Annotated in this window: 17 protein-coding genes; 2 read left to right on the forward strand and 15 right to left on the reverse strand. The window is 48.3% G+C overall.

The annotated features are described in order from the left end of the window. From HI950_RS09535 to HI950_RS09585, 11 genes are all read right to left on the reverse strand, one after another. The gene (locus HI950_RS09535; protein ID WP_169083855.1) at positions 1-948 is read right to left on the reverse strand and encodes an ABC transporter permease subunit; all 948 of its coding nucleotides are present in this window, start codon (positions 946-948) and stop codon (positions 1-3) included. Continuing rightward, positions 938-2,440, reverse strand: a complete 1,503-nt coding sequence (locus HI950_RS09540) for a sugar ABC transporter ATP-binding protein (protein ID WP_169083854.1) — start codon at positions 2,438-2,440, stop codon at positions 938-940. Before HI950_RS09540 ends, HI950_RS09535 begins: the two co-directional genes overlap by 11 nt. A gap of 31 nt (positions 2,441-2,471) precedes the next feature. Then, a complete protein-coding gene (gene rbsD / locus HI950_RS09545; RefSeq protein ID WP_169083853.1) occupies positions 2,472-2,870 on the reverse strand; it encodes a D-ribose pyranase in 399 nt (132 codons plus the stop codon). A 25-nt stretch (positions 2,871-2,895) separates the two neighbouring features. Beyond that, positions 2,896-3,810: a ribokinase gene (rbsK, locus tag HI950_RS09550; RefSeq protein WP_169083852.1), complete on the reverse strand. Its 915-nt coding sequence runs from the start codon at positions 3,808-3,810 to the stop codon at positions 2,896-2,898. 174 nt (positions 3,811-3,984) lie between these two features. Then, positions 3,985-4,674 (reverse strand): polysaccharide deacetylase family protein, encoded by a 690-nt coding sequence (locus HI950_RS09555; RefSeq protein WP_169084024.1) that lies wholly within the window; start codon positions 4,672-4,674, stop codon positions 3,985-3,987. A gap of 132 nt (positions 4,675-4,806) precedes the next feature. Next, positions 4,807-5,358, reverse strand: a complete 552-nt coding sequence (locus tag HI950_RS09560; protein WP_169083851.1) for a YhcN/YlaJ family sporulation lipoprotein — start codon at positions 5,356-5,358, stop codon at positions 4,807-4,809. A 181-nt stretch (positions 5,359-5,539) separates the two neighbouring features. After that, a complete protein-coding gene (locus HI950_RS09565) occupies positions 5,540-6,430 on the reverse strand; it encodes a transglutaminase family protein (RefSeq protein ID WP_169083850.1) in 891 nt (296 codons plus the stop codon). Continuing rightward, positions 6,427-7,422 carry an alpha-E domain-containing protein gene (locus tag HI950_RS09570; RefSeq protein ID WP_169083849.1) on the reverse strand — a complete coding sequence of 332 codons (996 nt, stop codon included), beginning with the start codon at positions 7,420-7,422 and terminating at the stop codon, positions 6,427-6,429. The genes HI950_RS09565 and HI950_RS09570 overlap by 4 nt, the downstream gene beginning before the upstream one ends. 18 nt (positions 7,423-7,440) lie before the next feature. After that, positions 7,441-8,898 carry a circularly permuted type 2 ATP-grasp protein gene (locus HI950_RS09575; RefSeq protein WP_169083848.1) on the reverse strand — a complete coding sequence of 486 codons (1,458 nt, stop codon included), beginning with the start codon at positions 8,896-8,898 and terminating at the stop codon, positions 7,441-7,443. Positions 8,899-9,126: 228 nt separating this feature from the next. Continuing rightward, on the reverse strand, positions 9,127-10,131 hold the full coding sequence (locus tag HI950_RS09580; RefSeq protein WP_169083847.1) for a globin-coupled sensor protein: 1,005 nt from the start codon (positions 10,129-10,131) through the stop codon (positions 9,127-9,129). A 163-nt stretch (positions 10,132-10,294) separates the two neighbouring features. Further along, on the reverse strand, positions 10,295-12,190 hold the full coding sequence (locus HI950_RS09585; protein WP_169083846.1) for a PrkA family serine protein kinase: 1,896 nt from the start codon (positions 12,188-12,190) through the stop codon (positions 10,295-10,297). A gap of 241 nt (positions 12,191-12,431) precedes the next feature. Here HI950_RS09585 and HI950_RS09590 point away from each other — a divergent pair, with 241 nt between their 5' ends. Then, positions 12,432-13,157 (forward strand): DUF2161 family putative PD-(D/E)XK-type phosphodiesterase, encoded by a 726-nt coding sequence (locus tag HI950_RS09590; protein ID WP_169083845.1) that lies wholly within the window; start codon positions 12,432-12,434, stop codon positions 13,155-13,157. Here HI950_RS09590 and HI950_RS09595 read toward each other — a convergent pair. The 3 genes from HI950_RS09595 to trmL form a co-directional block, all read right to left on the reverse strand. Continuing rightward, positions 13,141-14,337, reverse strand: a complete 1,197-nt coding sequence (locus HI950_RS09595; RefSeq protein WP_169083844.1) for an aminotransferase-like domain-containing protein — start codon at positions 14,335-14,337, stop codon at positions 13,141-13,143. The two genes, HI950_RS09590 and HI950_RS09595, sit on opposite strands and share 17 nt — an antisense overlap. A 435-nt stretch (positions 14,338-14,772) precedes the next feature. Continuing rightward, positions 14,773-15,021 (reverse strand): AbrB/MazE/SpoVT family DNA-binding domain-containing protein, encoded by a 249-nt coding sequence (locus HI950_RS09600; RefSeq protein ID WP_053371969.1) that lies wholly within the window; start codon positions 15,019-15,021, stop codon positions 14,773-14,775. 177 nt (positions 15,022-15,198) lie between these two features. Beyond that, entirely contained in the window at positions 15,199-15,663 is a 465-nt protein-coding gene (gene trmL, locus HI950_RS09605) for a tRNA (uridine(34)/cytosine(34)/5-carboxymethylaminomethyluridine(34)-2'-O)-methyltransferase TrmL (RefSeq protein WP_169083843.1), read from the reverse strand. 148 nt (positions 15,664-15,811) lie between these two features. On the opposite strand from trmL, the gene HI950_RS09610 reads away from it, so the two are divergent. Next, positions 15,812-16,534, forward strand: a complete 723-nt coding sequence (locus HI950_RS09610) for a response regulator transcription factor (protein WP_169083842.1) — start codon at positions 15,812-15,814, stop codon at positions 16,532-16,534. Positions 16,535-16,659: 125 nt separating this feature from the next. Here HI950_RS09610 and serC read toward each other — a convergent pair whose 3' ends face one another. Next, complete coding sequence (gene serC / locus HI950_RS09615) at positions 16,660-17,745, reverse strand: 3-phosphoserine/phosphohydroxythreonine transaminase (protein WP_169083841.1); 1,086 nt, start codon at positions 17,743-17,745, stop codon at positions 16,660-16,662. Positions 17,746-17,865 lie beyond the last annotated feature (120 nt).

Here is a 17,865-nt window from a genome sequence, read left to right on the forward strand (position 1 = left end):
TTAGCTATTGGCTTTTTTGCGATCAAGCAATACCGCCAACAGAATAACCATCCCTTTAACGACCTGCTGATAAAACGAGGATACGCCCAGCAGGTTTAAGCCATTGTTCAAAACGCCGATAATGAGGGCCCCAACTAGCGTACCTACGATCCAGCCTTTGCCGCCGGATAAGCTTGTACCGCCCAGCACGACAGCCGCTATGGCGTCGAGCTCATAACCCGTGCCGGCATTTGCCTGCGCCGAGTTAAGCCGAGACGTAAGAATAATTCCCGCAAGCGCCGACAGCATGCCAGTCAACGTGTACACATAAACCTTAAAGCGTCCGGTTTTAATACCGGAGAGCAGCGAAGCCTCTTCGTTTCCTCCGATTGCGTAAATGTTTCTGCCAAACGTCGTTTTGCGCAAAATAAAAAACAATACGAAGAAAATAATGATCGTTATAATAACCGGAACAGGCACTCCAAAAAAGTAGCCCCCGCCAACTAATGTGAATAAATCGCTTTCGAATCCAGTTATGGGCCTGCCATCCGTATAGACGAGCGCAAAGCCTCGGTAAATGGTCATCGTCGCCAGCGTTGCGATAAACGGTGCGATTTTTGCTTTCGTAACGAGAATCCCGTTAATCGCGCCCATGGCTCCGCCGGCAAACAAACCAATAATAATGGCGGTCAATGGGTCCATACCGCCGTTCAGAAGCCCTGCGGTTAACGCTCCTGATAACGCAAGCGTCGCGCCTACTGATAAATCGATGCCTCCGGTCAATATAACGAAGGTCATACCGAATGCGATCAAAGCATTAATGGAAACTTGACGGAACACGTTCAGTATATTGTTCACGGTCAAGAAATTTGGACTTGCGATAATTAAAATGACGATAATGATTAGAAGTCCGATGAGCGGACCCAGCTTTTGCAAGGTTGATGAAAGTTGTTTATTGTTAATGGCCATTGCTGCTTCCCCCTGTCGCCGCATGCATAATTGCTTCCTGATTCATTTGCTCTTTGTCCAAAATAGAGGAGATGCGTCCTTCATGAACGACAATAACGCGATCGCTTACCCCCAGAACCTCGGGCAAATCCGATGAGACCATAATAATGGTGACGCCTTGCTCGCTAAGCTCGTTCATCATGCTGTAAATTTCCTTTTTAGCCCCGACGTCTACCCCTCTTGTCGGCTCATCCATAATGAACACTTTTGGCAGCTCGCCTAACCATTTGCCGATAGCAACCTTTTGCTGATTGCCGCCGCTTAACGATTTAACAGTTTGCTCGGGATCACGCGTTCTAATATTAAACCGCTTAATCATTTTGTCTGACAGCTCGTTGTCCTTCTTAGCGGAAATTACGCCTGAGCTCGCAATATGCTTATAATTGGTCAAGGATAGATTTTCCCGGACAGACATGCCGAGCACCAATCCCTGATGCTTACGGTCCTCCGTTACGAATACGATCCCCGCTTCGATCGCTCTCGCTGGGCTATTAATTGCAACCTCGCGGCCATCGATGAAGATTTTGCCATGCTTTTTCTTATCGGCTCCAAACAGCATGCGTACAATTTCCGTTCGCCCTGCTCCCATCAGCCCCGCTATGCCAACGATTTCTCCTGCCCTCGCGGAGAAGCTGATCCCGCTCAGCTTCCTGCCGTCGCTCAAATTTTCGACGCGAAGCCGCTCCTCGCCGATTTTGGTGCTGCGCTCCGGATACCTCTCGCCAATCTCCCGGCCAACCATCAACCGAACGATATGCTCGACCGTCGTCTCGGCTATCTTCTCCGTCCCGAGAAACGCACCGTCGCGCAAAACCGAAATGCGGTCGCACATTTGGAAAATTTCCTCCATCCGGTGTGAAATGTAGACAATGCCTACACCCTCGCGTCGCAGCTGCTCCATCATTTTAAACAACGCTTCGATTTCGCGATCCGTCAACGCCGCCGTCGGCTCATCCATAATAAGAACCTCGGCTTTTTTAGAAAGCGCCTTCGCAATCTCGATCATTTGCTGCTGTCCGATTGACAACGATTCCGCCGCCGCATCCGGATCAAGCTCAACGCCAAGCCGCTGCAAATACTCACGCGTTCTGCGCTTCATTTCCTTATCGCGAACGATGCCGGTTTTGCCGTACGTCAGCTGCCTTCCGAGAAACATGTTTTCGGAAACGGACAGCTTCGGAATGATGTTCAGCTCCTGATGAATGATCGCAACGCCCATTTCCTCAGCCTGATTCGGGTCCGTGAACATCACTTCCTGCCCTTTGACCTTTACCGAGCCGGAATCGGCTTTGTATACACCTGTCAAAATTTTCATCAACGTCGATTTGCCTGCGCCATTCTCGCCCATCAGTGCGTGAATTTCACCGGGCTTCAGCTGAAATGCGGCGTTCTTCAATACTTGTACGGTAGAAAACGATTTATGAATGCCTGTCATTTCTATTAAGTATTCCATGTATGCCACCCCTTTTGCTGAACAGCAGCCTTTATTTGAAAAACACGCCCGATTGCAAAATGATGTTCGCGTACGGCGTTGCCTCGCCCGTACGAATAACCGCTTTCGCTTGCAAGGTTAGTTCTTTAAACGCTTCATGCGTTACATGCTTGATCGGAACGCCGTTCAGCAGCGTTCTTGTCCGGCCATGGACCGGAATATTGTGCTCCGTCATTTCAGCGGCAATAACGGCTGACTCAACCACCATATCGGCCAGCACCGCTTCCAATGTATCTAGAAAGGAAGGTAGCCCTGGCTTTACAGCCAGATCGATCCGCTTTACCGAGTCTGGAATAGGCAGCCCGCAATCGCCAATTACGATGTAGTCGGTATGGCCCATTCGTGCAATAACTGCTGCAATATCACTATTTAATATGCCGTTTTTTCTCATCTGCAAGTCCTCTCGAAGTTAAATATTAAACCTTCGTTTCCATAAACCGCTCAACATCAGCCCTTAAAGGCATTCCGCTTTGAGCGCCAAGCTTGGTAACCGACAGCGCACTTGCAGCGACCGCAAATTTTACCGCCTCGTCTAACGCCGAGCCCTCGCTCAGCTTAACGGCTAATGCACCGTTAAAGGTATCGCCCGCGCCGGTCGTATCGACCGCCTCTACCTTTTTGCCAGGCTCATGCTTAATCTCGCCATCCAGATTTTTATAAAAGGCGCCCTTGCTGCCGTTAGTCATCACGATGCGCTGTGGATACTGCTCGATCAGCTGCTCGAACGTTTGATCCTGCTTGTCGCCGAGTCCTAACAAAATAGCTAGCTCATATTCATTTGGCGTCATGATATAAACTTGATCCAGCAGCTCCCGAGGCAGCTTGACCGCCGGAGCAGGATTTAAAATAACCGGAATGTCCAGTTCATTCGCCAGCTTAATGGCCGCTTGTACGGTAGCGAATGGAATTTCCTGCTGGAGCAGAACCATATCTGAATTCGCAATCATTTCCTTTAAGGACAAAATATCTTCCGGAAGCAAGCAATGGTTGGCCCCTGGAATTACAATGATGCGGTTATCGTTGTCGCATACGGTAATCGTCGCGATGCCGGTCGATTGATAAGGAACCGTTTTCACATATGACGTAACGACGCCTTCCTTATCCAATGCCGCGAGCAGCTGCTTTGCAAAATGGTCCTCGCCTACGCAGCCAATCATCGTCACCTGAGCGCCAAGGCGTGCGCATGCTACCGCTTGATTCGCTCCTTTTCCTCCTGTAAAGCTAGAGAAAACGCTGCCAAAAATCGTCTCGCCTTGATTTGGCATGATATCTGTTTCGGTAACCATATCTATATTCATGCTTCCTATAACCGTAATTTTTGGCTTTTTCATTTTTACACCTCTTTATCCTGTTCGGTTGTCATTCTCATGTGTGTAATCGGTTACACATTGTTTTTTTCATTTTAAGGCTCGGTTTTGAGATTGTCAATAGCCAAAATAAAAGCACCTAAAGAACCATAAAAAATCCGCTCCTAGGAAATTAGAAGCGGTTCTGCCGGCTCGATTCTATTTATTTATCGGAATGCTCGTCATGCCTCTCATGAGCTCCGTTACGGTAACGAATTCAAAGCCCCTATGATCAAGCTCACGCAATATCGTCTCCAACGCTCTAACGGTTTGCGTCGAACCGGGGATATAATCATGCAAAAGAACAATATCTCCATTCCGAGCATTGTCTAACACTTTATTGACGATCCGATTCACGCCAGGGCTCTTCCAATCATTCGTATCCTGATGCCAAGACCACATAATGGTCGTATAGCCAAGCGTTTTGGCAATTTGAATCGAATGCTCATTGTAGTAGCCGCCTGGCGGACGGAATAATAAAGGTTTTTTGCCCGTTAACGTTTCCAATGCCTTCTCGGTTTTGACAATTTCGTCCCGAATCGTCTCATCGCTTATTGAGCGCATGAAATAAACATGATTAAACGTATGATTAGCTACCTCATGCCCTTCGGCGATTTCACGTTTAATCGTTTCCGGGTAACGCTCCACCTTGTTGCCAAGCACAAAAAAAGTTGCTTTAGCGTCGTACTTTTTAAGCAAATCAAGAATTTTATCGGTCGTATCCGGATATGGGCCATCGTCGAAGGTTAAGGCGATTTTCTTGTCTTCCGTCGGAACCTCCCATACGATTTCTCCCCTTTTTTCATAAAAATAACGGTCCTTTTTCTCGGGGACTGTGAAGCCAAGCATAAAAACGGTTACGAACAGCAATAACAGGCTGCGCTTGCGGTTTAACAACGGTATTCCTCCTAGCGGCAAATCAATATGTAACGCAGAAAATATAATTCCGGCAGCACCTATGAGGCACTGCCGGCTGGCCGATTAGCGGAGCGGCGCCGTTACCGCATTGCTGATATCTCGGATCATGGTAGAAACGTCGTTTGCCAACGTTTTTATAGGATGCCCATTTGTTAAATTAACGTTCATTGACTTTATTTTTTGATGCATGTTCTGATCGGAGGTGACATGAATGTTGTATGCTGGGTATTGCCCTTTTAGTGCGGCATAAACCTGTTTTTCAATGATCGCTTTCTTGCCGGTGTTATCGACATCGATACCTACGATTGCGTCCTTATTATTCACGATAACTGTAGCCTCTTCTACTCCGTTAACCATCTCAGCACGATTCTCCAATTGGCCAGCCCCTTTTAACGGATCTGGATCTGTGCTGAGCATTCGATTATCCATTGCATTTATTTTGCGATCGGTCGTTTTCATGCCATTAGGAACAATTCGATCTCCCACGCGATTCAAATCATTTTTGACTCTCATCGTGTCTTCCTTTACGGTTCCGTTTTGACCGCATGCTGCTATCGAGAATCCCAATGCAAGCACCATAATGGATGTAAATATGGGTTTGAACTGTTTTTTCACGCATGACACCTCCTGTTTGATGATTATAAGGTGTACTATACGCGTGCAATCATACATGGAAAAATCAATTTGTGAATGCGGCGGCATCCTTTCGCTTTATTATTCGGCGCAAACAAAAAAACAATGAACCGCATGCTGCACAGGCGGATCATTGTTTTTTATATCGCTGCTTATTCATCTATTAATCCTCAACATTTCTTACATCGACTGAAACATGCAGCACCTGCTCGCCTGTCCCTCTGTAAACGCCTTTAACCGGAACGATATCCTTGTAGTCGCGGCCATGGCCCAGCTTTACATATCGCTCGCCAACAGGATCCACGTTCGTCGGGTCAAAGCTGCACCAGCCAAGACCGGGAACGAAGGCTTCAACCCAAGCATGCGAGGCCTGCTCGAAATCCGCGCTGCCTCCCTGCAAATCTCCAACAAAGTGATAGCCGCTCACATATCTGGCTGGAATGCCGAATGCTCTGCAGCTTGCAATCATCAAGTGCGCAAAATCCTGACAAACGCCGCGTTTACTTAAGAACATATCCGAGGTTCTCGTTTTAACGTCAGTCGCTTCAGGATCATAAATGAACTCCGTGCGTATCTTGGTCGACAATGCGCTCAGCCAGTCCAGCACGCTAGCTTGACCACTCTCATTTGAATCCGGAATTTCGGCAGCAAAATGCTCTACTTCGCTCGTTATGGCTGTATATTCCGATGCCAGCAAAAACTCCGTAAAACGATTTGCTGCGTCCTCTGTCCTCAGCCAGCTCCACGCCTGCTCCGGCGGACGCCTGCTTAAGTATTGCGCACGCTCCTCAGAGGATGGTGCCTGCTTCGTTACGACAGTCATGGAGGTGCGTATCGTAAGCCGCTTATGTGGTCCGTTTACCGAGAAAGCATGCACCCGATTGCCAAAGTAATCCTCATAGGTGAATAATGATGCGTTTGGTTCAATGGAGATCGCTTGCTGGTAGCAGGATTGTCGCTCATTCGTGCTCGGAGTCAGCCGAATTTCATTGACACTGTCCGTAACGGCCTCCGCGTACTCGTACCTCGTGACATGTGAAATACTCAGCTTCATGCGCTTGCCTCCCCCATGCGAAAAAAGGTTTTAGCGAACGCCATCCCAAGCTGCTGGCATGCGTCCAGCAAATGAGCAACGATCGTCCCGTTCCGATCTATGACCATATCCTCCCGCTCCAAGCATGCCAAATCCGCCTTTACTTTTCCCACTTGGCGAATGACGCGCTCATGGGCTGTCCGCAGCTGCTTATCCTGCAGCTCGATATGCCGCATATGGTCATCAAGGGTATGAAGCGCAAAATGAAGGGAACGCGGGAAAACGCTATTAAGCACAACAAATTCAACGATTGATTCGACAGAGATTCCGTCCGCATAGTATCGGCGGAATGCTTGATAGCCGCTAACAGAGCGCAGTACAGCCTGCAAATAGGGATAAGCGCTCGCGCTGTTCCAGCCCTCGCCTGTTGCCGCATTGCCTACCGCTTTTATGATGCGCAGCGTATTTTCCGAGCGCTCCAGGTACCTGCCGCATTCAATGAAATGCCATTCATTCTCCCTCGGCATGACGGATTGGCTGACGCCTTGAAACAGCGCCGTCCATTCCTTAATGCGACCGAAAAACAGATGCGGTGACTCGCGCAGCAAATCATCCGGCTGCTTCTCCCGCAGCCACAAATAGAACGCGTTTGTCACATCCCACATTTCGCTCGGCACCTTCTCGCGCAGCGTTCGCAGGTTGCCGCGAGCGTGGCTGACGCAGGAGACCAACGAATTTGAATTATCGCGATCAAGCGTCGTGTAGAAAAGCACATCGCGTTCATTGTAGCTGCCATACTGCTGGTCATACGCTTCACGGCTGCCTAGCGCATCGACGATTCTTGCCCATTTTGAGTATGCCTCAATCAATTCGCCCTCTGGATTGCCTTCGTCGCCGCTCCATTCCTCATCAACCTGAAGATGATAATGCACATCGATCAGCCTGGCATGATTCTCTGCACGCTCCATGTAACGACCAATCCAAAATAATGCCTCAGCATTCCGGTTCAGCACCCGCATTCCTCCATATCATTATCGATTAAGAACCCACGTATCCTTGACTCCTCCGCCTTGTGAAGAATTGACTACAAGCGAACCTTCTGTCATTGCAACACGCGTTAAACCTCCCGGAATGACATGCGTCTCCTCCCCCATTAATGCAAAGGCTCGTAAATCAATATGACGAGGCGTCATGCCGCCATCAACCATAACCGGCGCACGCGAGAGCTTCATCGTCGTTTGAGCGATGTAGCGTCCCGGCTCGCGCTTGATGGCTTCGGCAAACGCTTGAATCTCCTTCGAGGTTGCGCTAGGCCCAATCAGCATGCCGTAGCCGCCCGAGAGCGACGTCTCCTTCACAACGAGCTGATCCAAATGATCCAGCACATAATCGCGCTCGTCCTTGCGCGTCAAAATGTACGTAGGAACGTTGTGTAAAATAGGCTCTTCACCCAAATAGTAACGGATCATGTCTGGCACATAGGCGTATACCGCCTTATCGTCCGCAACACCTGTACCTGGCGCATTCGCAATCGCAACATTCCCAGCGCGATAAGCATTCATAAGTCCCGGTACACCTAGGAAGGAATCCGGCTGGAACGCAAGCGGATCAAGAAAATCATCATCAATGCGTCGATAAATAACGTCAACCTGACGGAGTCCCCGCAAATCGCGCAAATATATTTTATGGTCTTTGTACACGAGATCTCTGCCTTCAACGAGGTGAATGCCCATTTGCTGTGCTAAAAAGGTATGTTCGTAGTAGGCGGAGTTGTAAGCGCCTGGCGTAAGCAATACGATTAACGGATCACGCTTGCCGTTAGGAGAAAGAGCGCGGAGCGAGCTTAAGAAGCAATTTAAGCTGCGGTCAATGCTTTGTACTGAACTGGATAAATATAAATCATGGAACAGCTCGCTCATTAACGTTCTGCCCTTAAAGAGGTAGGAAAAGCCGGAAGGGGATCGCAAATTATCCTCGAGCACGTAATAACGGCCCTTCTCGTCACGAATTAGATCAATGCCTGATGCTGTAATATATACACCGCCGGGAACATGTAGACCAGCCATTTCCGGACGAAAATAAGTATTCGAAACGATCATTCTCCGAGGTATGATGCCGTCTGCCACAATTCGTTGTCCATGATAAACATCATGAATAAAAGCGTTCAAAGCGCGAATCCGCTGCCTGACGCCGCGGTCGACGCCTTCCCATTCATGCTTAGGAATGACGCGGGGAATGTAATCGAAAGGGATCGTTCGCTCAAGAGGCTCATTATGCGCGCCGCTATAAAGCGTAAACGTAATGCCCTCCTCCATCATTCTTTGATTAATCGCATTTTGACGGACAGCCAGCTCAGCCGGCTTCATCCTTCCAAATAAACGATGGACACTGTCATAGTGAGGCCGAACCGAAAGGTCCTTGTCGAACATTTCATCGTAAAAGGATTGAGAATCGTAAAATTGCGATTGCGACTGTTTGGCCGTCGACATGACAACCGCCTCCTCCATGATGGGCGCTGCACCATTTTGGTACTAGCTTCGTGAACATCGGAGCAATTTCGTTATATGTATGTCAAAAAACTTAACATTTATAACGATATAGCCTTTTAATGTTAGGATTATCATACTAAAATCCAAAATCCATGTCAACTTATATAACGCGAAAGCAGGAACCCTCGGATGGAGAGAATTCCTGCTTTTTCTAGGCTGCGTTTTATTCTAGGATTGATTCAATTGCTGTAGATCCTTCGTTACCTTATCGACCATATGAACGAACGAAGCAAGCTCCTGCGAGCGGGCTGCTTGGTTACGCGCTTCGACCGATGTCACTTCAGATTCATGACGTACTGCGGAAAGCTTCTTGTCAATCTCTTCAAGCTTCGACTGTATCCCTTCGAGCGCATTGCGTGACGAGGCGGCAAGCTTGCGCACCTCATTCGCGACTACCTCAAAGCCTCGGCCATGCTCTCCTGCTCTAGCCGCTTCGATCGCAGCATTAAGCCCAAGAAGATGAGTCTGATCGGATAATCCGCGAATTAATGTGCCCATTTCGTTTATGCCGTCAAGCTCCTCACGAAGCTCTCCTAATAATGTATGCGTCTTATCCTGAGATTGCGAGGTAGAAATTGCGGTAGCTGCAATCGATTGCGCACCCTCGTCCAATTCGAGCATTAACGAGGCAAGCTCCTGCACCGCACTTGTCACGGTGGACAGCATCTGGGAACGGTTGTCCGCGAGCTCCTGAATTTTATGCTGCTCATGCTCATTGTACGCTTCCAATACGAATTGCGAATCCAGATTAAACAATTTCGTCAGCGCGTGTACAACCTCCTTCCATCTCTCCGGAATCACTCGTTTAAGTACATCCATTGATATATCAAGATAGGTCATATATGTACCCAAGTACCAATCTGTCGTTAAACCAATCCTGGAATGGACAGCCCCAATCTTTATGCGGTTTTCAATATATGATTGGTCAATTACCCCTTCGGTAAGCGACATATAATACCACCGCTGCGTCTCCTTAAGCCGCTCAATGCTGCTTACTTTTGTAATAATCGCAAGCAATTCCGGCTGCTGGCCAACACTGTCATAAAACCGGTCTACTACTTCATCGACTACCTTCTCGAAGATAGGTTTGCATTCAGCCATAACCTTTAAATCCTGTTCCGTAATTCCCGTGTAATCAAGCTGCTTCTTGCGTTCTGCATTTACATTAATCAATTAGTCCGACTCCTTCGGTGTATAGTAGAGCACTATCACCTATTATATCGGAAAACTTCCAAGAATCAGTATTAACATTTGAAATTCTTTTCAAACCTGGAAACAGTACAGAAAAGCCGATAGACAGTTGTCTATCAGCTTCTCCGATGCTCACACCGCTTTCTTAGCGGTTCAACAGGCTTCCGACATAACGCAGCAATTCATTCGAACAAACCGGGCAATACGCATGCTCATCCATAAGCCGCTTGGTTACTTCGTTTATGCGCTTCAGCTGGCTCTCATCCGGCGTTTTTGTGGAGGTTGTAATTTTGACGATATCCTTCAAATCCGCGAACAGCTTCTTCTCTACCGCTTCCCGCAAACGTTCATGGCTCGTAAAATCGAACTTTTTCCCTTTTCGCGAATACGACGATATGCGAATGAGTATCTCTTCGCGGAACGCTTTTTTCGCATTTTCGGAAACGCCGATTTGCTCCTCGATGGAACGCATAAGCCGCTCGTCTGGATCCATCTCTTCCCCGGTTAATGGATCCTTGATTTTGGCCCAGTTGCAATAAGATTCAATGTTATCCAAATAGTTTTCAAACAAGGTGCGGGCAGATTCCTCATAGGAATATACAAATGCCTTTTGGATTTCCTTCTTCGCCAGCAGATCATATTCCTTACGCGCCACCGAAATGAAATTTAAGTATCGCTCGCGCTCTTCCTTCGTGATTGAAGGATGATGGTCCAGTCCCTCCTTAAGCGCACGCAGCACGTCAAGCGCATTAATGCATTGTGTGTCCTGCTTAATGAGCGCGCTGGAGATCCGGTTAATGACATAGCGGGGATCAATGCCCGTCATGCCCTCTTCCAGGTACTCATTTTGCATCTCTTTCAAATCCGCTTCTTTAAAGCCTTCTACTTCCTCGCCGTCGTACATCCGCATCTTCTTCACCAAGTCCATGCCTTGCTTCTTCGTTTCCTTAAGCCTTGTCAGGATAGAGAAGATAGCAGCCGCACGCAGCGCATGAGGGGCAATATGGATATGGCGCATATCGCTTTGGGCGATGAGCTTCTTATATATCTTCTCTTCATCCGATACCCGCAAATTGTACGGAACCGGCATGACGATCATTCTGGAATGCAGCGCCTCATTTTTCTTGTTGCTTATGAACGATTTGTACTCGGATTCATTCGTATGCGCAATAATAAGCTCATCGGCACTAATTAAAGCGAAGCGTCCTGCCTTGAAGTTCCCCTCCTGCGTCAGCGAGAGCAGATTCCATAGAAACTTCTCGTCGCATTTGAGCATTTCCTGAAATTCCATCAGTCCGCGATTCGCCTTGTTAAGCTCGCCGTCAAACCGATAAGCACGCGGATCGGATTCGGATCCGTACTCCGTTATGGTAGAGAAATCGATGCTTCCCGTAAGATCGGCGATATCCTGGGATTTCGGATCGGACGGACTGAATGTGCCAATGCCGACGCGGTTATCCTCGGAAATAAACACACGCTCAACAAACACATTTTCAATGTCGCCGGCGTATTCCGTCTGAAGCCTCATTTGGCACGAGGGGCAAAGATTTCCTTCAATTCGAACACCGAGCTCTTTCTCAATATCAGGACGAAGCTCATGGGGAATTAAGTGAAGCGGATCCTCATGCATCGGGCAGCCTTTAATCGCATAAACGGCTCCACGGTCGGTTCTGGAGAAGCGCTCAAGTCCTTTTTTGAGCATCGTAACAATGGTTGACTTGCCGCCGCTGACGGGGCCCATCAATAACAATATGCGTTTGCGCACCTCAAGCCTGCGAGCCGACGAATGGAAATACTCCTCAACCAGCTTCTCCACCGCACGATCCAGCCCAAAAATTTCTTGATCAAAAAATTTGTACTGCTTGTTGCCGCCAACGTCTTCCACCCCATGAGATTCAATCATTTCATAAACGCGTGCATGTGCAGTCATGGCCGGGGACGGGTCCTTCCCGAGCAATTCAATGTAATCCTTGAATGTTCCTGTCCATGCAAGCTTCTCGCTCTCAGCCTGATACTCCGATATTCGCTTGAAAATGTCCATACCGTGCCTCCTCCCATCGCTTCCGCATTCCACTATTCGTTCTACGCCCGGGATTTGTCTCTAGACGCTCTATCGAGTGGTGCCAACTTTTATTGAGGTATTAATATTCCTATGCTTATTCGGGGAGATAATTGCACACTATTTTTGTCCTTCATCCATCAAAATACGACAAGCTCGCAAAATCCTTTGCTATAATGGAGTCAAATGCATCGATTGGAACCAGCAGGGAGGAGAAACAAACGTGGCTGTTGCACGCGAAGAAGAGCTCTACATTCCTATAAAAAAGTATTACGAGCGGCTTGGCTATATGGTAAAAAGCGAGGTGCTTCATTGCGACTTGGTCGCCATTCATCCAGATACCGAACACACGATAATTGTCGAAATGAAAAAAACGTTCAACCTCGCCTTGCTTCTGCAAGGGGTTGAACGCCTTCGTTTAAATAGCCATGTCGTGCTGGCCGTTGAACGGAACCGCAAGAAAAGCGGCGCCCACAATCAGCGCTTTGGTGATTTGACCGAGCTTTGCCGCATGCTCGGCATTGGTTTTATGACGGTTACCTTCTATAAAACAAAGCCGCCTGTCATCGAGTTTCTATGCCAGCCAGGCGATCCGCCTCAGCGCGGCGCAAGGCGCAAGAAGCAAGCGCAGCTCCTGAATGAATTCAGGGAGCGCAGCGGCGATTATAACGTCGGCGGCAGCACTGGACGCAAGCTTGTGACTGCTTATCGCGAGAAGGCGCTGCGCTGCGCCTACGCGCTTCATACTTCTGGCCCCTTAGCTCCGCGAGAGGTGGCAGCAATTACGGGCTATGGACGCAGCGGCGAGACGCTGCGCAGCAATTATTACGGCTGGTTTGACCGCATCGAGCGAGGCAAATACAGCCTTCGCCCGGAAGGCGCGGCCGCATTATCCGAATACAGCAATGTTATTGCAGAATGGGCAGCCTCGGTCAGCTCCGCGCCGTAAATTCCCCGAGCGCCTCAACAAAGCGTTCAACCCCTTGCATGGTGCGAGCTCCCGTATTGTACGTATAATTCAGTCTAGCGGTGTTGCGCTGTGGATGGTCGGCATAGAACGAGCTGCCCGGCACGAACGCAACACCCTTCTGAACCGCACAACGTAGGAGAGCTTCCGCATCGAGCCCGTCAGGCAGCTCAAGCCACAGGAACATGCCGCCTTTCGGCTTCACCCACGTGACATCCTTTAATGCTTGCCGCTTCAGAAGCTCATGCATTTCAAGCATCCGCTCGCCGTAGGATTTGGAAATAAGCCTTATATGATCATCAAGATTAAAGCCTTTGAGCAGCTGGCTCAAAATTTGCTGATCCATCGTGCTTGAATGAAGGTCAGCTGCTTGCTTGGCTTTAGCCACCATCCCAATTACACTGCTATCCCCGATTGCCCAGCCCGTTCGAAGCGCAGGCGCTACCGTTTTGGAGAACGTGCTCGTATAGAAAACGGCTCCACGCTCGATTTGCCCTTCAAGTGAAAGCAGCGTCGGAAACTGCTCGCTTTCATCGAATTTAATATCCCCATAGGGGTCATCTTCAATAATCGGCATTTGATAATGCTTGCAAAGAGCGAGCAGCTTCTTCCTTCTCTCCAAGCTCCAGACACGGCCAGTCGGATTTCCGAAGGTCGGAACCGCATACAGCAGCTTCGGACGATGCTCGCGAATCAGACGCTCCGCATCCTCAGGAATAATGCCATGCTCGTCGCTCTCCGCCGCTATTACCTTCAAGCCGTGCAGCGCAAACACTTGCAGGCTGGCTAGGTAAGTGGGCTTCTCGACCAATATCGCATCCCCTGGCTCCGTCAGCACTCCGACCAGCAAATCAATCGCTTGCTGCGAGCCAGTCGTCAAAATCATTTGTTCTGGGCTTGCATTCATTTGCTTGGCTGCCATACGCTCGCAAAGCTGCACGCGCAGCGGCAAATACCCTTCCGTCAACCCGTATTGCAAAGCGCTCGGCCCTGCCGCAAATACACGGTCAGCCGCTTCACGCACCGCTTGTACCGGGAATAGCTCCTCTGCGGGAAGGCCTCCGGCAAACGAAATCATATCCTTTCCTTGTGTCAGCTTCAATATATCTCTTACCGCTGACGATTTTAACTGCGACACTCTGGATGAAAATCGATAATTCATATGCTATGCTCCTCCTCGCAAGCTTAATGGCTTGCTATGCTCATACTCTCTATGTTAACAATGTGTTCACAACTTTTAAAGTTTTCTTTTTTGCTGACGTTGGTTATAATAAAGAAAGCATACTTGGAGGTGTCCCACAGATGAACTTTATTATTGTCATGACTGTGTTCGCATTGTTCATTACGGCGATGCTGACCAGCTCCTACAACGAAGACAAAACAAAAGGGCTATAAGCTGACTCGTATCAGCTTGTGCCATGCGTTTACGAACGGGCGCCAAGCATTTGCTGGCGCCCGTTCGTTTCGCGGTAAGGGGGTGTAAGCTTAAAGCTTACACCCCCTTACGCTTTTCAAACAAAAAATGAAGCTTCCCGATGAGCGCTGGCGCTCTATGAGGGAAGCTTCATTCCGTTAAAATAGCAGGATATCACGCTTATTAGCGCTGTATCTCTGCCATTTCCTCCATACATACGCCACATACGTAGCGGTCCTTGAAGTCACGAACCTCAACCATAGATCCGCAAAATACACATTTAGGACGGTACCGCTCCAAAATGATATGGTCACCTTGGACAAAAATTTCAACGGGATCGCCCTCGTTCATAAGATAACGTTTGCGCAGTGATTTTGGAAGTACAATACGGCCGAGTTGATCCACTTTTCTAACTACACCTGCTGGTTTCATCACTTTCACCTCTTCTGTGTCTGGTTTCGCAAGCTATTTCTGAGAAACCTCTGCGTTATAGTTTTTCGATGGGCCAACAGTATTTCCTTCCTTAATCAATAATTCCTTAATATCCTGCAAATAATCTCATATTATCAGCAAATAAAATCCATATATTGATAAAAAAGTTAACTATTTTTACTCAAGTCCAAGAAAATGATTTTGCCTGAGCGCCTCATATACAATAATTGCAGCAGAATTGGACAAATTTAGTGAGCGCACCGTATCCGTCATCGGCATCTTAATGCAGTTGTCCATATTCGCATCAATCAGCTCCTGCGGCAGTCCTTTCGTCTCTTTGCCAAATACGAAGAAATCGCCATCCTGGTACTCGAATTGGGAATACAGCTTGCGCGCTTTCGTGCTCGCATAAAAAAAACGGCCTTGCGGATATTTCGCAAGTACCTCATCGAAGGAATCGTGGTACTCAATATGAACCGAATGCCAATAATCTAGACCCGCCCGCTTTAAGGTTCGATCATCCGTATCAAAGCCAAGCGGTCTAACTAAATGCAAAATGGTGCCCGTAGCGGCACAAGTACGTGAAATGTTGCCCGTGTTAGCCGGAATCTCCGGCTCTACCAATACGATATGAAATGCCATGCTCTGTTTCTCTCCTCTCAATTTGCCAACAATTCTCGAAAATGCACAATATTTTTACACCCACTTTACGTACCGTTAATCTCAAGCATAATTTCTACCTTCATAATAAGTACCATAATAGGCGGAACACATGAAGGAGAGCTGAACCATGCGAAAAAAGATTTTGGTCGTGGATGACGAGCCATCCATTTCGATGTTGATTGAATTTAATTTAAAGCTGGCAGGCTATGATGTACGTTGCGTAGGTGACGGTGAAGCCGTTTTTGAAATGTTAAAGCCATTTCGTCCCGACTTAATTGTACTTGACCTCATGCTGCCAAAAATGGACGGAATTCAAGTTTGCCGTGAGCTGCGCAAGCAAAGCAACGCAGTACCAATCGTTATGCTCACCGCGCTTCAAGACGTAACCGACAAAATAGCCGGACTCGATAACGGCGCCGATGATTATATGACGAAGCCTTTTAGTCCGCAAGAGCTTGTGTCCCGCATTCAAGCTATTTTCCGCCGCGTTCAATCGCTGCCCGGCACAACAGATGACACCGCCTTCGATATCGGGCGTTTGAACGTCCGGGTCGAGCAGCGTGAAGTATTCATCGACGGCAAGCCCGTCGAGCTTACACCGAAGGAATTCGAGCTACTATTGTTCCTCTGTCGTCACAAAGGAAAAGTACTCAGCCGCCAGCAGCTGCTGCACGGCGTTTGGGATTATCATTTCCTCGGCGATACGCGAATCGTCGATGTGCATATCAGCCATTTGCGCGACAAAATCGAGAAAAATGCACGTACGCCTGAATACATTATGACCGTTCGCAATGTCGGCTATAAGCTGAATGGTCCACATGTTACTGAGAATTCAGTCGCTCAAGCGTAAAAAGCAGAATTCCTCATTACCGAGTGGTATAATAGCAACCGAAAAACCGCCCTGCACTTCTTTTCAGAAGGAGAGGGCGGTTTTTTTGTCCCCTAGCTATGCCGTTATTAACGACGAAGCAGTTATTAACCGTTGCGCTTTTGGAAATCAGCCATGAATTGCTGGAGCGCCTGGCAGCTCTCCAAAGGCACGGCATTATAAGTTGAAGCTCTAAGACCGCCAACATCGCGATGGCCCTTCAAGCCTACAAAGCCTTCCTTCTCCGACTCCTTAACGAACAGGCTCTCAAGCTCTTCGTTCTGAATACGGAAAGTAATATTCATGAGCGAACGGCTTTGCGGCTGCGCACAGCCCACGTAGAAGCCGCTGCTTTGATCGATTGCGTCATAGATCAGTTTCGTTTTGTCACGGTTGTATTGCTCGAGCTGAGCAACGCCGCCTTTGTCTTTAATCCACTGAAGAACGAGTTTCACCATGTACACCGAGAAAGACGGCGGCGTATTGTAAAGCGAGCCGCTCTTTGCATGCGTGCTGTAGCGGAACATGGATGGAATCGTTTTTGAGCCATTTTCAACGAGATCTTTACGAATGATGACAACAGTAACGCCCGAAGGCCCAAGATTTTTCTGAGCGCCTGCATAAATGACGCCAAACTTGCTCACATCAATTGGTCTGCTCAAAATATCGCTGGACATATCCGCGATAAGCGGCACGTCGCCTGTATCCGGGAACTCCTGAAACTGTGTTCCGCCGATCGTTTCATTCGAAGTAAGATGAACATAAGAAGCATTGCTTGGTACCTGAATTTCGGACAATGTCGGCATGCGCATAAATTTGTCCGCTTCTGTCGAAGCGGCAATGACAGTTTCACCGACAAACTTCGCTTCCTTAAGCGCCTTGTCAGCCCAAGCCCCTGTCATCACATAGGCACCTGGCTTACCAGGCTGCAAAAGGTTAAGCGGAAGCATTGCAAACTGCGTACTAGCGCCGCCCTGCAGCAATAGCACGTCATAATTTTCGGGAACTCCGAACAATTCGCGAAGCAACGCTTGCGAGTCATCGTTCACTGCTTCATACAGCTTGCTGCGGTGAGACATTTCCATGATGGACATTCCTGCACCTTGATAGTCAACGAATTGCTCCTGTGCTTGCTTCAGTACCTCGAGTGGTATTGCGGCTGGTCCTGCATTAAAATTAAATGCTCGTGTCATCTTCGGATACCCACCTCTGTTTCTTTATATATGATATCGCTATGATAGCAATTTTGAAGGTTCGCATCAAGTGCATTCCGCTATTAAAATAATTAAAAGTCGAACGTATGTCGAAATACT

Source organism: Paenibacillus sp. PL91 (genome assembly GCF_012935325.2).
Lineage (GTDB): Bacteria > Bacillota > Bacilli > Paenibacillales > Paenibacillaceae > Pristimantibacillus.

What these genes read in the sequence shown, in the direction of transcription:
- HI950_RS09535 (WP_169083855.1), bottom strand. Translation starts at nt 948, where the DNA reads ATGGCCATTAACAATAAACAACTTTCATCAACCTTGCAAAAGCTGGGT.
- HI950_RS09540 (WP_169083854.1), bottom strand. Translation starts at nt 2,440, where the DNA reads ATGGAATACTTAATAGAAATGACAGGCATTCATAAATCGTTTTCTACC.
- rbsD (WP_169083853.1), bottom strand. Translation starts at nt 2,870, where the DNA reads ATGAGAAAAAACGGCATATTAAATAGTGATATTGCAGCAGTTATTGCA.
- rbsK (WP_169083852.1), bottom strand. Translation starts at nt 3,810, where the DNA reads ATGAAAAAGCCAAAAATTACGGTTATAGGAAGCATGAATATAGATATG.
- HI950_RS09555 (WP_169084024.1), bottom strand. Translation starts at nt 4,674, where the DNA reads ATGCTTGGCTTCACAGTCCCCGAGAAAAAGGACCGTTATTTTTATGAA.
- HI950_RS09565 (WP_169083850.1), bottom strand. Translation starts at nt 6,430, where the DNA reads ATGAAGCTGAGTATTTCACATGTCACGAGGTACGAGTACGCGGAGGCC.
- HI950_RS09575 (WP_169083848.1), bottom strand. Translation starts at nt 8,898, where the DNA reads ATGTCGACGGCCAAACAGTCGCAATCGCAATTTTACGATTCTCAATCC.
- HI950_RS09585 (WP_169083846.1), bottom strand. Translation starts at nt 12,190, where the DNA reads ATGGACATTTTCAAGCGAATATCGGAGTATCAGGCTGAGAGCGAGAAG.
- HI950_RS09595 (WP_169083844.1), bottom strand. Translation starts at nt 14,337, where the DNA reads ATGAATTATCGATTTTCATCCAGAGTGTCGCAGTTAAAATCGTCAGCG.
- HI950_RS09600 (WP_053371969.1), bottom strand. Translation starts at nt 15,021, where the DNA reads ATGAAACCAGCAGGTGTAGTTAGAAAAGTGGATCAACTCGGCCGTATT.
- trmL (WP_169083843.1), bottom strand. Translation starts at nt 15,663, where the DNA reads ATGGCATTTCATATCGTATTGGTAGAGCCGGAGATTCCGGCTAACACG.
- HI950_RS09610 (WP_169083842.1), top strand. Translation starts at nt 15,812, where the DNA reads ATGCGAAAAAAGATTTTGGTCGTGGATGACGAGCCATCCATTTCGATG.
- serC (WP_169083841.1), bottom strand. Translation starts at nt 17,745, where the DNA reads ATGACACGAGCATTTAATTTTAATGCAGGACCAGCCGCAATACCACTC.